The sequence below is a fragment of the Paenibacillus illinoisensis NBRC 15959 genome (genome assembly GCF_004000925.1).
Lineage (GTDB): Bacteria > Bacillota > Bacilli > Paenibacillales > Paenibacillaceae > Paenibacillus > Paenibacillus illinoisensis.
Window position 1 is genome coordinate 480465 of record NZ_BIME01000002.1, and the last position, 23487, is coordinate 503951.

The window sequence follows — 23487 nt, forward strand, 5'->3', positions numbered from 1 at the left end:
AGCGGAGTTTCGGAGTTTCGCCTGCAATATAAAAAAGGAACTGCTAATACGGCAGTTCCTTTTTTTAAGAAGTTAGAGTTGAGGTCAAATACAGAGGTTGGTGAGATCTCCTAGTTCTGTTTTGAGCACTTGTTTAATAGATCCATTTATATTTTTCCTGGCCATCTATTCTTTATACATAAGAAAGTTTGCTAAGTTATTCAGACTGTAAGTGAAAAAAAGAGATGATCCCTAAAAACAAAGGTCATCTCTTTTAAGCAAAAAAATAATTGAACACAAAAAAACGCTATGATATAATCGATAAACGTCATTGATTTCAATCAATAAAAGTATGTACGTATTATTATTCCTATATTTATAGTACATCTTATAATTTGATTTGTCAATGCTATTTTTTTGAAAGGTGGGGAAAGGAGTACTCGAGGGGAACAGGACTGACACGATCATATTTGTTTTTCCATTTTAACGGATAGAGGAGAGGTTGAATGAATTCACTGGTTCTCGATTTTCAAGAAATAGATCACACTCAGCTTTGGCTGGTTGGTGGAAAAGGGCTGCACTTAGGGTTATTATCCAAATTGGAAGGGATTCATGTGCCTGAAGGGTTTTGTGTCACAACGGTCGGATACCAAACAGCGATCAAACAGAATAAAATGGTTCATGCTTTGTTGGATCAGCTGTCTGAGCTTAAGGTAGAAGATCGAGAACGTGTTAATGAAATCCGTAAGGAGATCCAACAGGTCATCTTGGAAGCAGCCATTCCTTCCGATGTTGTGAAAGCAGTCGTCCAATCTCTCTCTCGCTTTGGTGAGGATCAAGCCTATGCGGTGCGCTCAAGTGCAACTGCTGAAGACTTACCCCATGCTTCTTTTGCTGGTCAACAAGACACCTATTTAAATATTATCGGCACAGAAGCCATCTTGGAGCATATCCGTAAATGCTGGGCTTCTCTATTTACAGAACGCGCGGTAATTTACCGGATGCAGAATGGGTTTGACCACAGCCAAGTTTATTTATCTGTTGTGGTTCAAAAAATGGTGTTCCCGCAGGCATCAGGGGTATTATTTACTGCGGATCCGATCACTTGCAATCGGAAACTGATCTCGATCGATGCCAGTTTCGGACTCGGAGAGGCGCTTGTTTCCGGCCTAGTGTCTGCTGATGGTTACCAAGTTAAGGATGGGGAAATCGTCAGTAAGCGAATTGAAACCAAAAAAGTAGCGATTTATGGGCGGAAGGAAGGCGGAACAGAGATCAAGCAGCTCCAGCTTGAGCAGCAAAAGATGCAAACACTTACGGATCAACAGATTTTACAACTCGCACGTTTGGGTAGACAGCTCGAAGAACATTTCGGATGCCCCCAAGACATCGAATGGTGTATAGACGATGATACATTTTACATGGTTCAGAGCCGGCCCATCACCACTTTATTTCCGATTCCTGAAGCACAAGATGAGGAAAATCACGTGTATGTATCTGTTGGTCATCAGCAAATGATGACAGATCCAATCAAACCATTAGGAATGTCCATCTGGAAGCTAACGGGCAACCCCTCCATGTTTAAAACGGGTGGTGGGAGGCTGTTTGTCGATATTACCAAGGGGCTGTCTACCTCGGCGGGCAGGCAGAATTTGCTGGGTGTCTTGGGACACTCCGACCCGCTCATAAAAGATGCACTAATGACCATTATAGAGCGGGGAGATTTTATTCCATTGGACCCGACTGACAAAAGCGAACAGGGACCTATAAAAAGTCATCAGGGCATGTCTCCTGCGGATATATTAGAAGAGGCAGGAAGCGATCCAGCCATTGTTGCTGCTTTGATACGGAGTAGCGCGACATCGGTATCTGCGTTGAAACATACGATGCAAACGAAAGCAGGATTGGACGTATTTGATTGCATTCTGGAAGATATGCAGCAGCGGAAGAAGCGTTCTTCCGACTCGAAAAATTTGAGTGTGATCATGGCCGCTTTTCACGCATCCGCATGGATCAATGAAAAGATGGATGACTGGTTAGGTGAGAAAAACGCAGCAGACACACTTTCCTTGTCTGTACCTCATAACATTACTTCAGAGATGGGTATGGAGCTGCTGGATGTTGCCGATGTGATTCGTCCCTATCCGGAAATCATTGAGTACTTACAACAAGTAAGAGATGATCATTTTATGGATAAACTGGTTCAATTCGAAGGCGGCCAGCAAGCATATGAAGCTATTTCTGCTTTTCTCGATAAATATGGAATGCGATGTGCCGGGGAGATCGATATTACACGGACTCGATGGAGTGAAAAACCGAGTATTCTGATACCTATGATCCTCAGTAATATCAAGAACCTTGAGCCTGGAGCCAGTAAACGGAAGTTTGAACAAGGACGACAGGAAGCTTTGTCAAAAGAACAGGACATATTAGCTCGTTTGAAGCTATTACCTGACGGCAAACAGAAAGCTAGAGAAACAAAACAAATGATCGACCTGATCCGTAATTTCATCGGTTATCGTGAATATCCGAAATACGACATTGTTAGTCGTTACTTCGTTTATAAGCAGGCTTTGCTAAAGGAAGCGGACCAACTCGTCCAAGCCGATGTTCTTCGTGATAAGGAGGATATATACTATCTTACTTTTGAAGAACTGCAGAAAGCCGTACGCACGATGAAATTGGATTACCAGGTCATTGACAGACGGAAAAATGATTACAAATTGTATGAAAAACTAACTCCGCCACGCGTGATCACGTCTGATGGCGAAATTATTACAGGCAAGTACAGACGCGGGAACGTCCCTGCTGAAGCTGTTGTCGGTCTGGCTGTATCTTCAGGCGTGATCGAAGGGCGGGCGCGTGTCATTCTGAATATGGAGGACGCGGATCTGGAAGATGGAGATATACTTGTGACCACTTTTACCGATCCCAGCTGGACTCCATTATTTTTATCCATAAAAGGCTTGGTTACGGAGGTGGGTGGACTGATGACTCATGGGGCTGTTATCGCACGTGAATATGGCTTGCCTGCCGTTGTTGGAGTGGAGAATGCGACCAAATTGATAAAAGATGGGCAGCGAATTCGTCTACACGGAACTGAAGGATATATCGAATTGCTGACGTAATGGATAAACCCGCGGCATTATCTGCCATACAGATGCAGCATTGTTGACCAAGAGACAAGAATACAATCCTGATGAAAGTCGCTATTTTAGCGGCTTTTTTTATTTTATCGAGACAATTTCTAGTCAAGCTCCGTGGGATTACACATTAACAAATGACTGCATGAATGAATACATATCATAAACATGTTAGGTATTAACTTATATAGGGCGTATAAATGAAGGGGCAGGAATATCGTTCGGTTTTATTGTGCATTTTTCCGAAATAAGGTTACATATATTGACGTTCAATAGGACTAAAACTATCATAATATTCAATTAAGAGTTCAGTCATTCTTAATTAGTAGGTAACCCTAAGAAGAGATGGAGTGATGACGTATATGACTAAAGGAAAGGAGAGGGAAATCTACCGGGACATCAAACTGGCGATCACACAGCACAAGCTGCTGCCGAACTCCCAACTGGTGGAGGATGCACTGGCCGAGGCTTTTGAGGTCAGCCGCACTCCAATCCGAAACGTGCTGAGAAGGCTCGAAATGGAGAAGCTGGTCACGGTTATACCTTACCGGGGAGCTTTCGTCTCTTGTCCTAGTGTTGATGAAGCAAGAGAAGTTTTTGAAATGCGTAGGGTTATCGAAACCTCAATGGTCCAAAAGTTATGCGCAACCGTGAAGCCGGAGCAGTTATTCCCTATCGAGGCTCTGATCCGGGATGAGCATCAGGCTAGCCATGAAGGTGATATCGTTGGCGCATTGGATGTCACGGTAGATATACACCTTAAGCTGGCAGAACTATCGGATAACTATTACTACTATCATTTTCTCGAGGAGTTGATCTCGCTCACCTCTGTCATCATCGCCTTGTATGGGACGGATCAGAGCTTCTGCCATGATCATGTAGACTTGCTAGCGGCGATTCAGCAGCAAGATGGTGAGCAGGCAGCTCGCATTATGACAGAGCATCTCTGGCAAATCGAACGTTCGCTAAATTTCACAGAAACGGCGCCCAATGTCCTGAATTTTAAAGAGATCTTTCAGAAGTGATTTTTTTTGGATAGGATTGTATCCAATTTTGGATTCTAAATTACCTGAAAATGCATCCAAAGGAGTGGAGAGATTTGAACAAACGGTCATTCATGCTGGGGTTAATGGTGGTGGCATCGTCTGTGCTTAGTGCTTGCGGAAGTGGAGAGAACGAGGAATCAGCAGCTGAAAGTGGCAATACCATTACGATATCGCTCATGCACAGGTATCAGGAATCCAATATCGGCAAAAGTCCGGAAGATACCGCAGTACTTGATGGACTGAAGCGGTTTAGGGAAGATTATCCGGATATCGAGATCATAGAGGAGCAGCTTCAGAATGAGGACTATTCCATTAAGGCTCAGGCACTGGCAGCGGCTGACGATATGCCTGATGTATTCATCGTACCTGGCTCATGGATGACCAATTTTGTGGACAACGAAATCGTACTCCCTTTGGACAAGGAATTGGACAAGCGCCCTGAATGGCGAGACGGTTACCGTGCTGGAACACTGGATGCCGGAACTCGTGAAGGTCAAATTTACGGGATACCCATTGCAGCCGGGCCTACGCATCTGATCTACTATAATGCTGATCTGTTTGGAAGCATCGGATACGATCAGTTTCCAGCGAGCTGGCCTGAGCTGATGGATGCCGGAGACAAACTGGCCGAAAAAGGCATTAACCTGTTCTCATATGGAGACAAGTCCAAAGGATACGCCATGTCCAGCTGGATCAGTGCGTTGACTGATCGGATCAATGGCCCGGAATGGACGGAGTCCATTTTGAACGGCGATGGTGCTAAATTTACCGATGAAGGTTTCATACAGGGAATTGGCATCATGAGTGAGCTGGCGAAAGCCGGTTATCTGAATAAGGACCTGAATTCTGTCGACAACGACACTATGGTTAACTATTACTTTGAAGGTCGATCGGCTGCCTTTGTCAGCGGAATCTGGTCAGCAATGAATATCGTAAACAATGCGCCGGATGGGATTAAGGCGAGTACACGAGTTGCCGTCTTTCCGGGCGTCGAGAACGGACTTGGCAATCCGCTCAGTTCTTCCGGGGGCGCCGGTGTCTATTATAGCGTTAACTCTGGGGTAGAAGCCGGAGAAAAGTTAGACGCCATCATGACGATGCTAGAGTATATGACTGGTTCGGATAGCGCCAAGCTTATGGCAGAAGTCGGAGGATTCCCAGCCTATGATCCCGGAGACTTCGATACTGGGAAGCTGCATCCGGTAGCCCTGGCTGCTTACGAGGCCAGCGCGGCAGCTGACGCAACTAAAATCTTTGACCTCTGGTTTGATGCTTCGATCGTAGAAGTGCTAAATACGGGGATTCAAGGTGTAATGGCTGGTTCCAGAACACCCGAGCAGCTGGCTGAGGAAACACAACAAGCCTATGAGACTTTTTTAAATCATCCATAACTTATTATTGAAGGAGTGAGAACATGGGCAAGGCGCTGCGACCGAGAGGCTGGGTGCTTGTGGCATATCTGCTTCCGGGTCTTCTTATCTATTCATTTGTCGTGCTGGTTCCCATACTTTCTGCTCTTCGAGACAGCTTCTACTCCTGGACAGGAGGTCCCAAAAAAACGTATATCGGCACGGGAAACTACAAGGAAATTCTTCAGGATGATGTGTTCTGGCATTCATTTCTGAACAATGTGCTGATGACAGCTTATGGCTTGATTGGACAAGTAGGGTTCGGTTTTGTTTTTGCTCTGCTGCTGATGTCCAAGATGGTAAAACTAAAAGGGCTGCATCGGACAATGAGCTATTTCCCCTCTACACTTGCCCCGGTAATTATCGCTTTTCTCTGGATGCTGGTCTACAACTATAACTACGGTTTACTCAATGCCGGACTAACCAAGCTTGGCCTAGGTGCATTGGTGCAATCCTGGCTGGATCTGACAGGACCAATCGTTCTGCTGGCCTCCATACCTCTGTCTTGGCAAAACATCGGGTTCTTCACACTGCTTATGCTGGCAGGGCTATCGTCAATCAATAAGGAAGTTCTGGAGGTTGCTGAACTGGATGGAGCAACAGGTGTTCGCAAAGCCTGGTATATCATCATTCCTTTAGCCAAACCTACCCTTGTCGTTGCTTCACTGCTCTGTATTGCCAACAATATGCGCGGATTCGAGCATATCTACGCACTGACCGGGGGCGGTCCGGGTAACTCTTCCTCGGTGATGGCGTTATATGCGTATGAAACGTCTTTCCTGCGTTTCCGGTATGGATACGGTTCTGCGCTCGCCATAGCCATCATTACGCTTACCATGCTTATGATCCTGCTATCCACACTTTTACTCCAGCGCCGTAATAACTCCAAGGGAGGTGCGTAAAAATGGAGTTGCAACTGGAACTACAATCGCAGCGCAGTCCCCGTCGGTTCCTTCCCAATCCAGCCAAGCTGGCCGTGAACGCCTTGTTGCTGCTCTTTACCGCCAGCTGTATCATACCGCTGCTCTGGATCGGTTATTCATCATTGAAAACGCAAGCAGAATTCGCCAACAATATTCTTAGTCTGCCAAGTGCACCGCAGTTTAGTAATTATTGGGAAGCGATTAAGCTGACGAATATGCTGCAGCTATCGTGGAACAGTGCGAGGATCACCTTCCTGTCGGTCATTGGCATTACGGCAATTGCATATGTAACAGGCTATATTACGGCCCGGCTGGACTTCAAGGGGAAGAGAGCAATGATCTTTTATTACCTTTTCGGTATGCTGGTACCCATTCACGCTCTGCTTGTTCCCATCTACCTGCTATTTAAAAATTGGGGGCTGGCAGATCAATGGTATACGCTCATCATCCCTTATATTGCCTTTAACCTGTCTTTACCAATCATGCTGGTCAGCAGCTACGTGATGGGCATTCCAAGAGAAATTGAGGAAGCAGCAGCAATCGACGGCCTTAGCTTCAGTGGAACCATGTACCGTATTATCCTGCCGATAGCCGTACCTGTACTGACAACGGTCGCAATTCTACAATTTTTCTCCTGTTGGAATGAATTTTCATTTGCTCTCGTCCTGCTTAATGATGAGTCGCTGCGCACGGTTCCGCTCGGGATGTCCTATTTCAAGTCCCAGCACAGCACCAACTATCCACAGCTTATGGCCGGAATGATATTATCGATGTTGCCTGTCACGATTATTTATTTTGTATTCAGTTCGCGGATTATTTCCGGCGTTATGGCGGGAGCTATTAAGGGATAATCGCTAAAAATTCATCGTTCACGGAGGGATTACTATGCTTACTTTTGATTCCAATCAAGAACAACCACAGAAGCGGACACCAGATCGTACGAAATGGAATGAATCCTTTTATCGGAGGTCAATGGAACTGCCAGATGAGCTTCTGATTGGTGCCATTGATAGTCATGTACATGCAGGGCCGGTGTTGAACTCTAACCCTGGGCATCTGGACCCGATTCAGGTAGCGCAAGAAGCCGCAGCTGCAGGCATGAGGAGCATTGTGTACTATGATGTATTCGGCTGGGCTTCAGGAATGGCCTGGGTAGTGAACCGTCATGTACCGGGCATTCACACGTATGGGGGTTATTTGATGAATTCCTGCCATGGCGGTATGAATCCGCGTTCCGTAAAAACCGCACTGCATATGGAAGAAGGCTGCCGCTTCATCAGCTTCGGTTCACATTGTACACGCCATTCAGCTGAGCGCGAGTCCACACTGATCGATGGCAAGCTTGTTCCGTTTAAGGATGCCTATCCGAAATTCGTGGAGAAAGAGCTGTCTGTGGCGACGTCAATACCGCTGGAAGGTCCTGTTCCAGAAGCACTGGATGAGATCTTGAGCATGGTGGCAGAACATCCGGAGGTCTATCTGAATACGGGTCATGTATCTGTGCCGGAAGCGCTCCGTCTGTTGGATCTTGCTGAACAATACGGCATAGCGAAGGTGTTAATCGCTCATCCCGTCCGCGGACAAATGACAATCGAAGAGCAAAAATCTGCTGCCGCCAGGGGTGCTTTTCTAGAGGCATGCCTTGTGGATTGGCTGTATCCTGATGTCCCCCGGACCCATTACTATGTAGAACGAGAATACATGGATATGGGAGCTGAGCTCGGCAGATTCTCGAATGCGACGAAATGGATGAATACCATCCGTGAAGTGGGAATCGATCAGTTCGTTCTTGGGACGGACTATGGGATTCGTGCGGCCTCAACGCCTGTGCAAGGGATGAGAACAATGATTGCCAGCATGCTCGATTATCAATTCGCTCCGGATGATATTTACCGGATGGTAGCGACAAATCCGGCAAGGCTTATCGGCATGAACACATAGAAGATTGCTGATGTGCTGTTACAACCTTACGTATGGATAAGGAGGAGCAAGCATGAAATCCGCAACATCGTATGATCTAGTCATTACAGGCGGAACAATCGTTACGGAAGTAGCCGTTGAGCGAAAGGATATCGGTATTAGGAATGGATTGATTGCTGAAATCGCAGATAACATTGATCCTTCGGGAACTCCCATCATTGATGCAAATGGATTGACCGTGATGCCTGGTGTTATCGACACTCATGTACATTTTAATGAGCCGGGTCTGGAATCTTGGGAAGGATTCCAGACGGGTTCCGCTGCTCTTGCTGCCGGAGGAGGAACGTGCTTTCTGGATATGCCGCTCAATGCTGTTCCTCCTACAATTACAGTTCGTGCACTTCAGCAAAAAAGAGACCGCGCGGCAGGTAAAACGTATGCGGACTATGGATTTTGGGGTGGGCTTATGCCCGGTTACCTTAAAGAGCTGCCGCTGTTGGCTGACGCCGGAGTCATCGGTTTCAAAGCCTTCATGTCTTCTCCGGGGGACAAGGACAAGGACGGATTTCGTCGGTCAGACGACGAAACCCTCAGAGAAGGGATGCGAATGATTGCGGAGACAGGCAAACTGCTGGCACTCCATGCTGAACATGAGCCGACTATTGCAAGGCTCACTCGTGAAGCCCGCAGCTTGGGGCGGTTCGACCCGGCGAGCTATACAGCTTCACGTCCGATAGAGGCAGAGGTGGAAGCAGTGGAAACAGCGCTGCGTTATGCAGCCGAGAGCGGATGTCGATTGCATTTTGTCCACATAAGCAGTGAATCTGCTGCAAAACGAATCCGTGAAGCCCGGCTAGCGGGAGTTGATGTAACCCTGGAGACTTGTCCGCACTATCTATGTCTGACTGAAAATGATTTTGCAGTCATGGGTGCTGTAGCGAAATGTGCACCTCCACTGCGTGATGCGGAAGAACAGGGGAAGCTATGGGACAGGTTACAGGAAGGCTGGTTTGACTTTTTAACTTCGGATCATTCACCCTGCCCAGCCGGCATGAAGACGGGGGATGATATGTTTGAAACGTGGGGCGGCATTGCCGGTGTACAGAGCACGCTCGAATTGATGCTGGATGAAGGATATCTGAAAAGGGGGGTTCCCCTTCCGCTGCTGGCGCGTCTGTTGTCTGGTGCCCCAGCCGAACGATTCGGACTAGATCAGGCTAAGGGACGGATTGCAGTGAACTGCGATGCCGACCTGGCCCTGGTTGACTTAAATGCTTCCTACACACTTAAAGCATCAGACCTCTATCAGAAGCATCGTCATTCCCCTTACATTGGCCGCAGCTTTGGCTGTAAAGTTAAGATGACACTGCTGCGAGGCCGGATCACGTATAGTGAAGCATCGCCATTGCTTAACCAAGGTACCGGCAGGGAATTCAGTATCGTCTGCCCGGGAGCGGTGAAATAAGTAGCTAGTCATGCTTGATCTTGAAAAGAGTACGTCCCATTTCAAGGAGGGAAAGCAATGACCGCAAAAGCTGGTAGATTGTCTGCCGTTCAGGAAGATCTTCACCGATTGGTTCAAGACATTCCGCGAGAGCAAATGCAACAATATGTCGACCGCTATATTGGCAGCCTGCTTACAGTAGAAGGCTATGATCCTGAGCTTCTACAGACACTGGAAACGTACGCAATTTGTAATGGCCACATCAATGAAATGTCCTCCAGGTTGTACATTCACCGCAATACAGCGGCTTACCGACTGGAGAAGTTGGAACGGCTCATTGGTATTCCGCTTAAAGAAACCGAAAACCTGTTGCTGCTAAATCTGGTGTTCCTGTTCCGCCGCCTGCTTGATGCAGAAAAGGCCAATGCGTCTGCCAATAGCCTTCTTACTCAGGACTATCGAAGCTGTTATCGCACATCATAATTCCAAAAAAGGTGAAAGAATAGAAAGAGAAAAGGGCGACTCTAACCGTTTTGAACAGCGGAGATCAGAGTCGTCTTTTTTGGCATTCATTGAATTGAATCGCTGGATTTCAAATTCAGAATATGATTATTCATCAATAATTCTTAAGGATATGTCATTGTATCATGCACGAAGAAACCTTACTTTTAAATAACGATGGAAACGCTAACAAGTCAGAAAGAGTGGTGTTTTAATATGCGCTAACTGTCATTTCACCTTGCAATGTAATGACAAATTCAGGTTTGAAAGGTTGTAGATCCTTGATGTTACATGAGGATAGATTAGTATTTCCTTTTTATTCGATTGCCACTTGAGAATCCAAATTCATTCATCGGGTTACGACACCAGTCGCTCGCCTAAGTATAAAAGGGAGGATAACTATGAGAAAATTTGCAATCATTCTGCTTATCGGAATATTCGTGACAGTGATCACCGCCTGCTCAGCAAACAGTGATCAAGCAGAGGGGAATTCATCGGGTAATGGAGAAATTTCCGGTGACCTTACCGTATTTGGGTGGGGCGGCGGCGAGGAACTCCAGTCTCGAAAGGAAGCAACCAAAATTTTCAAAAAATTGTATCCAAAAGTGAAGGTACATGAAGTTTGGCTCCCGGCAGATAACATTGATGTCAAGCTGGATGCAGCTCTGGCTGCTGGAAATGCCGGTGATGTGATCATGATGTCTCCAGACTGGAAAGGGTTGAGATCCAAATGGTTCGAAGATTTAAACCCTTATATTGAGAAGGATCAACTGGACCTCGAGGCATTGTTAACACAGGGAGTTGATGGGGGATATGTCGATGCGGACGGAAAACGCGAAGGCATGCCAACAACCGCTTCGGATTTTATGATTGCTTATAATAAAGACATTTTTGACAAGGCGGGGCTCCCGTACCCAACGAATGACTGGACTTGGGATGATTTTTCGGCAACAGCCAAACAGGTCTCCTCGGGTGAAGGTGCCAACCGGGTCTATGGCATTGTGTCCCACTGGATCTTGCAAAGTTTTGCACCTTTTATATACGGCGGGATGCCATATAACGAGGATTGGAGCAAACAGACTCTGGATGATCCCAATACTCTGAAGGGATACCAGTTGTTCGGAGACCTAGTGAAAGCAAAAGCAATGCCAGATGATGCGGCCGCCAAAAGCATGCCTATGGACCAAATGTTCGCTGCAGGTAGAGCTGCGATGTATCCGTTAGGTGTGTTTGAAGCTTCGACGATTGCCAAAAATATCGGTTCCAATTTTCAATGGGGTATCGTGATGCCTCCAAAAGATCCATCCGGTAAAACCGTCAACATTAAATTCCAGACAGGCTTCGCCATGAACAAGGATTCAAAAAATAAGGAAGCTGCGTGGGCTTATATTAAAACCGTCTCTCTGAATAAAGAGGTCGGAGATCTGTACAGTAAGGTAAATCTTCCTGCGGCAAAAGAATCGGCGGATAGTACTTTTGCCAACTTGAAAATTGAAGGCACAGATATCTCCATGGTGGATTTCGTAACAGGGTTGCAGGATGCCATAACTTTCCCGTGGGGTGGCTCCATTGCAAAGGCGGGGGACCTCTATGAGCAAACCTGGCAGCAGGTCACTGTTCAAGGAAAATCCGCTGAGGAAGCGGCGAAAGCCTATACATCCCAAATTCAGTCCGCTCTCGACTCCATTCATCAAAGTAAATAAACGAATAATGAACACCCGGTTACAACGAGGGGGGAGCGATCTTCCCCCTTCTATCCTAATCCGGTCTCAATAGGAGGCAGCTTTGGAGGCGAAAGAATGAAGGCGCGAAACAACCGCATTGAAAACAGGGAGGAGAAACAATTCTTCCTTTTTATCTCGCCATGGCTTTTAGGTTTTCTAATATTCACCTTATATCCAATGGGTTATTCTATCTTTTTGGTTTTCACCGATATGGATATGACCGGCTCAGGCCAATTTGTCGGCTTAGATAATATCGTCAGGGCCTTTACACAGGATCCACTATTTTATCGTTCCTTGCTAAACACATTATATTTTGTGTTGGTTTCTGTTCCGGCCAGTTTACTCATGTCGTTTCTGATTGCTCTTCTGCTCAATCAAAAAATAAAGGGAGTTGGTTTTTTCAGAACCAGCTTCTATATCCCGTATATCACATCAGGGGTTGCGGTTACCTTGCTATGGGGCTGGATTTTTAATGCCCAGTTTGGCTTTATCAATTATTTCCTTTCTCTATTCGGTATTACCGGTCCTAACTGGTTAAGCGATACGAAATGGGCCATGCCGGCGATTATTATTATGGGGATCTGGACCATCGGGAATTCCATCATCATTACACTGGCGGGGCTGCAGGATATTCCGGAAGCCTTATATGAGAGCGCTGAGATTGATGGAGCAAGCAGTTTAGTCAAAATTACGCAGATTACCCTGCCCCTGATCACGCCAACGCTTTATTTTAATCTGGTTATGGGGATCATTGGTGGTTTCCAAATCTTTATGCAGCCTTACATTCTGACCGAGGGTGGCCCCAGCTACTCCACCTACACGTACATGATGCATATCTATAACAGCGGATTTAAATACAACGAGATGGGTTATGCGTCAACTCTGGCCTGGTTATTGTTCGTCGTTATTATGATCATCACGCTAATCGTAAACCGGACTTCCCGACACTGGGTTTATTACGATAACTAAAATTTGGGAGGTGCAACCATGGAGGCTTATTACAAAAGTAAAAAAACCAGCAGCCGGATTAAAGTCAGTCTGAGTTATGTGATATTGACGATCATAGCAGTCGTGTTTATCTTTCCGTTTATATGGATGCTTTCAACCGCCTTTAAAATTCCTTCGGAAGCCTATACGCTGCCTCCCAAAATCATCCCGGAAACGTTCACTTGGGATAACTTCATTCAGGGCTGGCAATATGCGGATTTCACCCGTTATACATGGAATACCTTAATCGTAACAGGACTTGCGACGATTGGAACGGTTCTTTCCGCTTCATTTGTAGCCTATGGCTTTGCACGGTTTAAATCTCGATACAGCGGATTGTTATTTACGATCGTGCTTGCGACCATGATGCTCCCCAGTCAGGTCACTCTCGTTCCTACTTACCTCTTGTTCACCAAGCTTGGTTGGCTCGATACCTTGATGCCTCTTATTGTTCCATCCTTTTTTGGGGGAGGCGCTTTTAACATTTTCCTGCTGCGACAATTCTTCAAAACCATTCCGAAAGATTTGGATGAAGCCGCATATATCGACGGTGCCAATGCATTCCAGATTTATTACAAAATACTGCTGCCTGCAATCAAACCGGCTTTGATTACGGTCGGTCTCATGTCGATTACCTTTCACTGGAATGATTACATGTCTCCGCTGATCTATTTGAACAGCGATCAGAATTTCACACTCGCTATCGGTTTGCAGTTCTTCCAAAATTCTTTTGGCTCCTCGCAAATACAGATGCTGATGGCTGTTTCTTTAATTACCGTTATTCCTGTGCTAATCCTCTTCTTCATCGGACAGAGATATTTTATTCAGGGGATTACAATGACCGGAATCAAAGGATGACCTTTTCGGAATTTGCAGGGCCGGGAGTTAAGTTACTCGTGCGTTTGTGGAATTTCTTGGGTGATGAACCGGTCATTTGTTTGAACTGTCTACAAAAATGCTCCACATTGCGGTAACCGCACCGATCCGCAATCTCCGCAACCGTATACTGATCATGTCTTAGATATTCTTTGGCTAAGCGAATCCGGCTATGAATAACATCATCCATACACGAGAGGCCAAACAATTTTTTGTAAATCAACTGCAGATATCCTGGACTGATGCTAATAATTTTAGCCATTTCCGATATGGTCCAGGGGTGGCTTGGATTGTTATGAATGGCCGCCCGAAGTTTTAAAAGATTGTAGTGCTGAGGACTAATTTCCTCTTGAAAGTAAGACTCCAGCAGCTTGTTGAACAGGGTTCGGAGCAGGCAATCAATGGACGATTCTCTGTAGTCCTTATTGAATGAATTCTCTACGACGAGCAGCTGGAACAGCTTGTGACAATATTCAGGATCATCCAAAGGAAAAGGCTTGCCATAGGGAAGCGAGGTTTCGGTTACGTAAGGTTCATCGCTTGCAAAGCGGATCCAGTCATTAATATATTTCCCTGCGGAAGCCCGGTAGTATATTTTTTGATGGGGCTCGAAAAGAACAGCACAATGAGGAGGGTATTCCTTGAGTTTTCCATCTACCCAGAACTGAGCGGGAGTCTGCGTAATGACCAGAAGCCAGCAGGGATGTCCCTGGGGAATATCAAAAACAAAATTGCTATGATGTGCTGCGTCATATTCTACGTAAAATATATTTGTCATTGATTTTCACCTATATCATGTAAGTTTATCAGACGGACTATTTTTCTATTATACCGAATTCATTTTCGATTCATATTGCTTAATTACGCTGACGAGGAGTGTAGCTTTTATGAAAAAACAGGGGTTCAATCCATATCTTCCATCCTGGGAGTACGTCCCTGATAGTGAGCCTTATGTATTTGAGGATAGAGTTTATGTGTACGGTTCGCATGACCGGTTTAACGGACATGTCTTTTGTCTAAACGACTACGTCTGTTGGTCAGCACCTGTGGATGACCTCGGGAATTGGCGCAATGAAGGTGTAATCTACCAAAAGGCAGATGATCCGCTTAATCCGGGCGGCAGTATGTGCCTTTACGCCCCAGACGTTACGCTTGGTGCTGACGGACGATATTATCTTTATTATGTGTTGGATAAAGTGCCGGTTGTTTCTGTGGCTGTATGCGATACACCAGCAGGCAAATATGAATTCTACGGATACGTGAAATATTCGGATGGCACTCGACTGGGGGAAAGGGAAGGGGACGAGCCCCAATTCGATCCAGGCGTGCTGACCGAAGGAGAGCGTACGTATCTATATACTGGATTCTGTGCGCCCGGAGACCGATCAAGACACGGTGCGATGGCAACGGTGCTTGGTCCCGACATGCTCACGATTGTGGAAGAGCCCGTATTCATAGCGCCGAGTCAGCCATACAGCGAAGGCAGCGGATTCGAAGGACATGAGTTTTTCGAGGCTCCTTCCATCCGGAAAAGAGGGGATACCTACTACTTGGTTTACTCCTCCATTGTCATGCATGAATTATGTTATGCTACCAGCAAATTTCCTAACGAAGGGTTTGAATATCAGGGTGTTATCATAAGCAACTGCGATCTACATATTGACTCCTATAAACCAGCTGACAAGCCAATGTATTATGGCGGGAACAATCACGGCAGTATTGTTGAAATCCATGGAGACTGGTACATTTTCTATCACCGCCATACCAATGGGGATGCATTCAACCGTCAGGGCTGCATTGAACGCATCTCTTTTGACGAGCATGGAATGATATCTCAGGTAGAAATGACGTCCTGCGGCGTGAATGGGGGCCCTCTTGTAGGAAAAGGGGAATATCCCGCATACCTTGCATGTAATCTTTTTGCAAAAGATGATCAAATGTATACCGGTGGTTTTGGAGGAGGTGCTTGGCTGGACAGCCGCTTTCCGAAGATTACCCAGGATGGGCGAGACGGTGATGAAGAGGTCGGATATATTGCCAATATGGTGGATTCAGCCACAGCAGGTTTTAAATATTTCAATTGTGATGGGATTCGCCAGGTCACGGTGAAGGTCCGAGGATATTGCAATGGAGAATTTGAGATTAAAACCGCATGGGACGGTCCTGTACTGGGAACGATTCCGGTACATTTTACAAATGAATGGAAAAAATATACGGCTGACATTACCGTTCCAGACGGCAGGCAGGCTTTGTATTTGACTTACAGGGGAGCAGGAGGCGCTAGCCTGTCTTCTTTTACATTAGAATAACGGCTACACAGATAGAAACACTATTAAGACAAAGTAAAGCAGCTGCTGGTAACCCGGCAGCTGCTTATTTCATGTGGAAAAGTATTTCAATCACCGAGATGCTCCGCTGCAGCAGTCCGTTGGGAATGGATGCGAAATTCGCTTGGCGTGATGCCCGTCCATCGCTTGAACTGACGGCTGAAATGCGCATTGGTCTTGTATCCAAGCATCATCGCAATATGGTCAATGTTCAGGTCTGTTTGTTTTAACAGCCGCTGGGCTTCGTTCAGAAGGGTTTCTGATAAAAACTTGCGCGGGGCTGTACCATATACCTCCCGAAAGATCCGGTTGATCTGTGAAGGGCTAATGTTCAGCGACCTCGCGATGTCTTGGATCCAGGTTCGTTCGCTCTCCCGAACGTCACCATGAAGATGGATATATCTTACGGAGTCCTCAATGTGCTCGGCAATTTGGTGGGCGATGGTTTCTTTTCTCGATAAGGTAACGGATGCGTTCTGAGATAATTGGCCAACCAGGGAGCCGAGAAGTTCGAATACGGCGGCATGGACTTTCATCTGTTTGGAGGAAGACAACGGCATGGATAAGTGTTCTGTGGCCAGATCATACAAGGTACACAGTGAAGAGGACAGTCCTGAAGCCAGGCTCGAATCTGCCGGATAATAAATGTCCTTGCAGCGGTTGAGTTCTCTGCAGAAGGAGGTATCGTGTACGCTGAAATGAACGGAAAAGTATGTGAAACCCTGCGGTCCGGCACCTGTGCAGGAGTGAGTCATACCCGGACGGATAAACAGAAGGTCTCCAATCGATTGACTGTACGACTGACCGTTGACCACCATGTTCATCTCGCCGTCCAACATCCAGTGAATTTCATACATGGAATGCTCATGAGACGGATACGTCCAGTTGGAATCTACTTGTCTTGCATGCAGTCCGAGCAATTGAAAAGACATGCGAACATCGGGCAGACGGCCTAAATATACGGCTTTTGAAAGTTTGGTCACAGCTACCTCCTCGTAACGCTCTGTATTCCAAATACGAATAGATTTATTTTAACAGAAAAATAATGCGTGAAAAGGGTAAGTCGTCGGAGTGATAAGTACATCGTCATGAAACATCGCTGGTGCTATGGTAATGTTATCAACCCGGTAGGGAGATAGGGGGCAAGCTGGAATGAGAATTATTCGATTTTTGGATGGACAACAGAAGTGGTTGGCAGCCGTTACGGATGATGAACAAGCGTATCGTTTGCCGCAAGCAGATTTTATGACTTTAATCTATCAGGCGAGGGAGAAGGGCGTTACTCCGGTTCAATGGATTGAAAGCGCTCTTAAACCGGTAAACAAGCTGACCGACGATTGGACTTCTCTGCACCTGATCACACCAGTAGATGCACCGGAAGTGTGGGCAGCAGGTGTGACATATCAGCGGAGCCGGGAAGCGCGGAATTATGAAGCTACGGATGGAAAGTTGGATGCGGAAACTTTCTACGATAAGGTCTATGACGCAGAGAGACCGGAGATCTTCTTTAAATCCACTGCAGCCCGGACTGTCGGGCCGAATGAGGCTGTCACGCTGCGCAGCGATTCTACTTGGCAGATCCCGGAGCCTGAGCTCGGACTGGTGCTTGCCGCGGATGGCAGCATTGTGGGATACATCGCCGGGAATGACATGAGCTGCCGCGATATCGAGGGGGAAAACCCGTTGTATCTGCCACAAGCCAAAATATGGCGCAATTCCTGTTCCATAGGTCCAGCTATTCGATTAGCGGAAACGGTCAAGAATCCCTATGAATTCAGCATTGTCTGCCAGATCTATCGGGATGAATCAATGGTTGTTAAAAGTGAAGCGAGTACGAGTGAATTGAACCGCAAGCTGGATGAACTGGTTTCCTTTTTGGCAAGGGATAACGATTTGTATGATGGTACGGTACTTTTGACAGGCACTAGCATCGTGCCTCCGAATGATTTCACCCTTGAACCAGGAGACCGCATTGAAATATCCATAAGTGATATCGGGACACTGATCAATCCTGTCATTTCAAACTAGTTTAGAAGGAGGATGAATGCGATGAGCGCATTTCAGTTAGGGCAGACCTATAACAATTTTATTAACGGGGAATGGGTAAAACCAACGTCCGGATTGACGGAACCGAGCATTAATCCGGCGAATCGAAAAGAAATCGTGGGTTATGTGCCAGCCTCGGGTGTAGAGGACCTGAACCATGCAGTCGCAGCGGCAAAAGAAGCTGCGAAGGCCTGGCGGAACTTAACGGGTGCGGAACGGGGGAATTATCTTTTTCAAGCTGCCAATGTGCTGGAGCGCCGGGCCGACGAGGTGGCGGAAGCCATGACCAGAGAAATGGGGAAGACATTCCCGGAAGCCAAGGGAGAAACGATGCGCGGCGTCGCCATTTTGAGATATTACGCAGGGGAAGGCATGCGAAAAACGGGTGATGTGATTCCCTCAACCGATAGGGAGGCACTAATGTTCACGACCCGTGTGCCGCTTGGCGTCGTAGGTGTCATTGCACCTTGGAACTTCCCGGTGGCTATTCCCATCTGGAAAACGGCACCGGCTTTGATCTATGGCAACACCGTTGTATTGAAGCCAGCTCAGGAAACGGCGGTTACGGCAGCCAAGGTTTTGGAATGCTTTGAGGAAGCCGGCATCCCGGCTGGTGTTCTCAATCTCGTGAGCGGAAAAGGCTCGGTGATCGGCTCCGCACTTGCTGAGCACCCTGATGTAAACGGAATAACGTTTACAGGCTCCAATGAAGTCGGGAAGCGGGTCGGCGCCGCAGCACTTGCTCGTGGAGCCAAGTACCAGCTTGAAATGGGTGGCAAAAACCCGATTATCATCGCGGCAGACGCTGATTTGGATTTGGCTGTTGAGGCCACGATCAGCGGCGGCTTGAAATCAACTGGCCAAAAATGCACGGCCACCAGCAAGGTCATTATTGAACGAAAAGTATATGATGCCTTTAAAGAAAAACTCCTGTCCCAAATCCAGGAAATCCGTCTGGGTGACGGGATGTCTTCCGGAAGCTGGATGGGTCCATGTGCGAGTGAAAGCCAGCTGAGTACCGTGCTTGGTTACATTCAAAAAGGACAGGATGAAGGTGCCGTACTGCTCGCTGGAGGAAAAAGACCGGACAATCCTGAGCTCGCAGAAGGATTTTATGTACAGCCGACGGTATTTGAAGGTGTCGAATCGCACATGTCTATTGCCCGAGAAGAAATATTCGGCCCGGTCCTGGCCTTGATTCCGGTGGATTCCTTGGAAGAGGCCATCGCGTTGGCAAATGACAGCGATTATGGTTTGAGTGCTTCAATCTATACACAAAATGTCGGGGCCATGCTGTCCTTCATCCGGGATATGGATGCCGGACTCGTAAGAATTAATGCGGAAACTGCCGGCGTAGAACTGCAGGCACCGTTCGGTGGAATGAAGATGTCAAGCTCGCATTCCAGAGAACAGGGGCAAGCGGCCATCGAGTTTTTTACGGCGATCAAAACAGTCTTTGTGAAGTCATAAACTGTGGGAGGCTACCATGTACGAACAGATAATGTCGATTATGGGGGAGAAGGAGTCAAGCAGCTATGATATTATAGCGCATGCTCCAGGGGCAACAGGACGTCTGCCTTTAACCGATGATTTGCTGCGGAATGCTCCAAGCGGCGACTTGTTCGGCATGTCCCAGAATGTCGGAATGGGCTGGAAGCCTGGAGAATTGAACGGAAAACAGTTCCTAATCTTAAGTACGCAGGGCGGTATCCGGAATGAAGATGGCAGTCCCGCAGCTCTTGGCTACCATACGGGACACTGGGAAGTCGGCTTGCTGATGAAAGCTGCCGCAGAAGAAATATCGAGCCACGGAGGAATCCCGTTTGCTGGCTATGTCAGCGATCCTTGCGACGGCAGGTCTCAAGGAACAACCGGCATGTTCGACTCACTGCCGTACCGGAACGATGCCGCGATGGTATTCCGCAGATTGATTCGATCCCTGCCCACGCGAAAAGGCGTGCTCGGCGTTGCAACTTGTGATAAGGGATTGCCCGCCATGATGCTTGCACTTGCAGGTATGCCGCAGCTGCCAGGAGTTATTGTTCCCGGCGGCGTTACGCTTCCGCCTACGGATGGGGAGGATGCAGGTAAAATTCAAACCATCGGTGCAAGGTACGCAAATGGGGAGCTCTCTCTTGAAATGGCATCGGAGCTAGGGTGCAGGGCCTGCGCTACACCGGGCGGCGGCTGTCAGTTTCTAGGGACCGCGGCAACCGCCCAGGTGGTAGCAGAGGCAATGGGCATGACGGTGCCGCATGCCGCTCTGGCACCTTCAGGGCAGCCCATCTGGTTCGAGATGGCGCGCCAATCTTCGCGTGCACTGATCAACATGGAGTCCCAAGGGATCAAGATGGCAGACATTGTTACAGATGCCTCCATTCGCAATGCCATGGCTGTTCATGCCGCATTTGGTGGATCTACCAACCTGCTTCTTCACATCCCGGCTGCTGCTCATGCAGCGGGTTTAACTGTGCCAACGGTACAGGACTGGATACAGGTGAACAAAAACGTTCCAAGACTGGTTAGTGCTCTGCCGAATGGACCGATCTTCCATCCGACCATACGGGTTTTTCAGGCCGGAGGTGTTCCCGAAGTTATGCTTCACCTTAGACAGCTTGGCCTGCTGGATGAATCTGTACTTACAGTAACAGGTGCGTCACTGGGTGAAGTGCTGGATTGGTGGGAATCGTCAGAACGTCGTCATGTCATACGCAAGCAATTGGAAGAGAAGGACGGGATTGATCCGGACAGTGTTATTATGAGCTTGGAGCGCTCGCAGCGTCTTGGGATTTCTTCGACTGTGACCTTTCCAACCGGGAATATCGCGCCAGAAGGCTCTGTCATCAAATCCACATCCATTGATCCTGATGTGCTGGATGAACATGGCGTGTATCGGCATCGTGGACGGGCAAAGGTATTTACAACTGAACGCGAGGCAATCCGTGCCATTAAGACTGGCGGGGTTCTGGCTGGCGACGTTGTCGTACTGCTCGGTCGTGGACCTTCAGGAACCGGGATGGAGGAAACGTACCAGCTTACGTCTGCGCTCAAGCATTTGTCTTTTGGGAAGTATGTTTCGCTCATCACCGATGCTCGCTTCTCGGGAGTTTCAACCGGAGCATGTATTGGCCATGTTGGGCCCGAAGCACTGGCAGGAGGGCCCATTGGCAAACTCCGAAACGGCGACTTGATTGACATCGTTGTGGATCGGGGCAAGCTGGAGGGCAGCGTGAACTTCATTGGAGAAGGAGATACGGAGTTTTCGCCGGAAGAAGGAGCTTTCATTCTGGCTCAAAGGACCTTTCATCCAGATATGCGTCCTGATGAAAATTTGCCGGATGATACCAGGCTTTGGGCTGCGCTGCAAGCTGTCAGCGGCGGAACATGGAGAGGGAATATATATGATGTAGACCGGATCATAACTGCCCTGGAAGCCGGCAAAAAAGCGCTGGCATGGTGATGCATTCTTATCATTTGTTGTATCTGCCATTATTTTAATACCGGAGGTTGCTTCTATAATGAATATGATTACCAACCCCATTCTTCCCGGTTTCCATCCCGATCCGTCCATATGCAGGGCGGGGGAAGATTATTATATCGCCACTTCCACCTTCGAATGGTTCCCGGGTGTACGAATTCACCATTCCCGGGACCTGATTCATTGGCGGCCGATAACTTCTCCGCTGACCCGCAGCACTCAGCTGAACATGGAAGGAAACATTAATTCCGGAGGGGTATGGGCGCCATGCCTTAGCTTTGACAATGGTGTATTTTACCTAATCTACACAGATGTCAAAAGCCGTGTAGGGGCTTTCAAAGATACTCACAATTACCTTGTGACAGCAACAGATATCGAAGGGCCATGGTCCGAACCGGTTTTTCTGAACAGCAGCGGCTTCGATCCTTCCTTGTTTCACGATGAAGATGGTCGCAAGTGGCTGGTTAACATGATCTGGGATCATCGGAAGGGCAAAAATCGGTTTGCAGGCATCGTGTTGCGGGAATACTCTGTTCAGGACCAAAAGCTGATCGGACCTGCCATTAACATTTTTAAGGGAACAGAACTGGGGCTGACAGAAGCGCCTCATCTATATAAATACAAAGACTATTATTACTTGATTACGGCTGAAGGCGGTACCGGTTATGAACATGCCGTTACGGTTGCCCGCTCTCGTTCCCTGCAAGGTCCTTATGAAGTTGATCCGGCGAATCCAATTCTTACTTCATACGGCAGGCCGGAATTGACTCTGCAAAAGGCCGGTCATGGCAGTCTTGTCGAAACTCATACGGGTGAATGGTATATGGCTCATCTGGTCGGAAGGCCAGTTCATGAGAAATTTTGCATTCTTGGACGTGAGACTGCTCTTCAACCGTGTACGTGGAGCGATGAAGGCTGGCTGAAGCTTTCAAACGGTGGTCGGCATCCGGAGGTTTCGGTGCCTGCACCGAAAATCTCGTCGGTTCCATTTGAACCGGCACCGGAATTGGACCATTTCGATCAATCAGAGCTCCGGAACGATTGGAATACCCTTCGTATCCCACCCGATCCATCTTGGCTCAGCCTGACGGAACGTCCAGGTTACTTGCGCTTGCGCGGGATGGAGTCCATGAGCTCGACACATAGACAAAGCATGGTCGCCCGGAGGCTTCAGGATTTCAGGTGTGAAGCTGAAACATGCCTGGAATTTGCGCCAGACCATCCGCAGCAAATGGCAGGACTAATTCTGTACTACGATACCAAAGACTATCTCTATTTACGGGTCACCTTTCATGAAGAGAAGGGAACGTGCTTGGGAATTCTTCAGTCGAGATACGGAATATACGATGAACTGTTGGAGGATATTCCCTTGAAATCAGTGAGTCGGATTCGGTTGAAGGTGGCGTATGAGTATGACCGTGCCTGCTTTTACTATGCATGTGATGATGACCCATCTTGGTATCCTGCAGGTGGATGGTTGGATGTCACACATCTGTCCGATGAATCTCCGGAATACATCCGATTTACGGGAACTTATATTGGTCTCTGTGTGCAGGATCTTGGCGGTACCCGCCAGCATGCTGATTTTGATTACTTTTTGTATAAGAAAACAAACAACGAAACGACATAATTGGACCGATTCAATGCTGAATTAAGACCTTTGTAGTAAACGTTTGAAAAACCA

General features: G+C 47.5%; 18 protein-coding genes. 16 read left to right on the plus strand and 2 right to left on the minus strand.

All coding sequences use genetic code 11. The annotated features are described in order from the left end of the window. Positions 1–485: 485 nt before the first annotated feature. The 11 genes from ppsA to PIL01S_RS07545 all read left to right on the plus strand — a co-directional run bounded on the left by ppsA (position 486) and on the right by PIL01S_RS07545 (position 13934). Positions 486–3107, plus strand: coding sequence for a phosphoenolpyruvate synthase (gene ppsA / locus PIL01S_RS07495; RefSeq protein ID WP_127536972.1), 2622 nt, complete (start codon positions 486–488; stop codon positions 3105–3107). Between the two features lie 377 nt (positions 3108–3484). Continuing rightward, complete coding sequence (locus PIL01S_RS07500) at positions 3485–4147, plus strand: GntR family transcriptional regulator (protein WP_164764183.1); 663 nt, start codon at positions 3485–3487, stop codon at positions 4145–4147. Between the two features lie 74 nt (positions 4148–4221). Next, positions 4222–5559: an extracellular solute-binding protein gene (locus PIL01S_RS07505; RefSeq protein ID WP_164764184.1), complete on the plus strand. Its 1338-nt coding sequence runs from the start codon at positions 4222–4224 to the stop codon at positions 5557–5559. 23 nt (positions 5560–5582) lie between these two features. Continuing rightward, on the plus strand, positions 5583–6479 hold the full coding sequence (locus tag PIL01S_RS07510; protein ID WP_127536975.1) for a carbohydrate ABC transporter permease: 897 nt from the start codon (positions 5583–5585) through the stop codon (positions 6477–6479). Positions 6480–6481: 2 nt separating this feature from the next. Then, a complete protein-coding gene (locus PIL01S_RS07515) occupies positions 6482–7351 on the plus strand; it encodes a carbohydrate ABC transporter permease (RefSeq protein ID WP_127536976.1) in 870 nt (289 codons plus the stop codon). A gap of 34 nt (positions 7352–7385) precedes the next feature. Further along, positions 7386–8441: a DUF6282 family protein gene (locus PIL01S_RS07520; protein ID WP_127536977.1), complete on the plus strand. Its 1056-nt coding sequence runs from the start codon at positions 7386–7388 to the stop codon at positions 8439–8441. Between the two features lie 52 nt (positions 8442–8493). Continuing rightward, a complete protein-coding gene (gene allB, locus PIL01S_RS07525) occupies positions 8494–9885 on the plus strand; it encodes an allantoinase AllB (protein WP_127536978.1) in 1392 nt (463 codons plus the stop codon). 57 nt (positions 9886–9942) lie between these two features. Then, positions 9943–10347, plus strand: coding sequence for a PucR family transcriptional regulator (locus PIL01S_RS07530; RefSeq protein ID WP_127536979.1), 405 nt, complete (start codon positions 9943–9945; stop codon positions 10345–10347). 419 nt (positions 10348–10766) lie between these two features. Then, on the plus strand, positions 10767–12068 hold the full coding sequence (locus PIL01S_RS07535) for an ABC transporter substrate-binding protein (protein ID WP_127536980.1): 1302 nt from the start codon (positions 10767–10769) through the stop codon (positions 12066–12068). Positions 12069–12164: 96 nt separating this feature from the next. Further along, positions 12165–13058 (plus strand): carbohydrate ABC transporter permease, encoded by an 894-nt coding sequence (locus PIL01S_RS07540; RefSeq protein WP_127536981.1) that lies wholly within the window; start codon positions 12165–12167, stop codon positions 13056–13058. 18 nt (positions 13059–13076) lie between these two features. Further along, a complete protein-coding gene (locus PIL01S_RS07545) occupies positions 13077–13934 on the plus strand; it encodes a carbohydrate ABC transporter permease (RefSeq protein WP_218029805.1) in 858 nt (285 codons plus the stop codon). Here PIL01S_RS07545 and PIL01S_RS07550 read toward each other — a convergent pair. Beyond that, entirely contained in the window at positions 13924–14730 is an 807-nt protein-coding gene (locus tag PIL01S_RS07550; protein WP_127536983.1) for a helix-turn-helix transcriptional regulator, read from the minus strand. The two genes, PIL01S_RS07545 and PIL01S_RS07550, sit on opposite strands and share 11 nt — an antisense overlap. 109 nt (positions 14731–14839) lie before the next feature. Between PIL01S_RS07550 and PIL01S_RS07555 the strand changes: the two genes are divergently transcribed. Next, entirely contained in the window at positions 14840–16261 is a 1422-nt protein-coding gene (locus tag PIL01S_RS07555) for a family 43 glycosylhydrolase (protein WP_127536984.1), read from the plus strand. A gap of 86 nt (positions 16262–16347) precedes the next feature. Here PIL01S_RS07555 and PIL01S_RS07560 read toward each other — a convergent pair whose 3' ends face one another. After that, positions 16348–17262 carry a helix-turn-helix domain-containing protein gene (locus tag PIL01S_RS07560; protein ID WP_127536985.1) on the minus strand — a complete coding sequence of 305 codons (915 nt, stop codon included), beginning with the start codon at positions 17260–17262 and terminating at the stop codon, positions 16348–16350. Between the two features lie 169 nt (positions 17263–17431). Here PIL01S_RS07560 and PIL01S_RS07565 point away from each other — a divergent pair, with 169 nt between their 5' ends. From PIL01S_RS07565 to PIL01S_RS07580, 4 genes are read left to right on the plus strand one after another with little or no spacing between them, the layout of a single operon-like run. Beyond that, the gene (locus PIL01S_RS07565; protein ID WP_127536986.1) at positions 17432–18307 is read left to right on the plus strand and encodes a fumarylacetoacetate hydrolase family protein; all 876 of its coding nucleotides are present in this window, start codon (positions 17432–17434) and stop codon (positions 18305–18307) included. A 21-nt stretch (positions 18308–18328) separates the two neighbouring features. Further along, positions 18329–19795: an alpha-ketoglutaric semialdehyde dehydrogenase GucD gene (gene gucD, locus PIL01S_RS07570; protein WP_127536987.1), complete on the plus strand. Its 1467-nt coding sequence runs from the start codon at positions 18329–18331 to the stop codon at positions 19793–19795. Positions 19796–19811: 16 nt separating this feature from the next. Next, positions 19812–21785 carry a YjhG/YagF family D-xylonate dehydratase gene (locus PIL01S_RS07575; RefSeq protein ID WP_127536988.1) on the plus strand — a complete coding sequence of 658 codons (1974 nt, stop codon included), beginning with the start codon at positions 19812–19814 and terminating at the stop codon, positions 21783–21785. Positions 21786–21843: 58 nt separating this feature from the next. Further along, positions 21844–23433: a glycoside hydrolase family 43 protein gene (locus PIL01S_RS07580; protein ID WP_127536989.1), complete on the plus strand. Its 1590-nt coding sequence runs from the start codon at positions 21844–21846 to the stop codon at positions 23431–23433. The last annotated feature ends 54 nt before the right edge of the window (positions 23434–23487 follow it).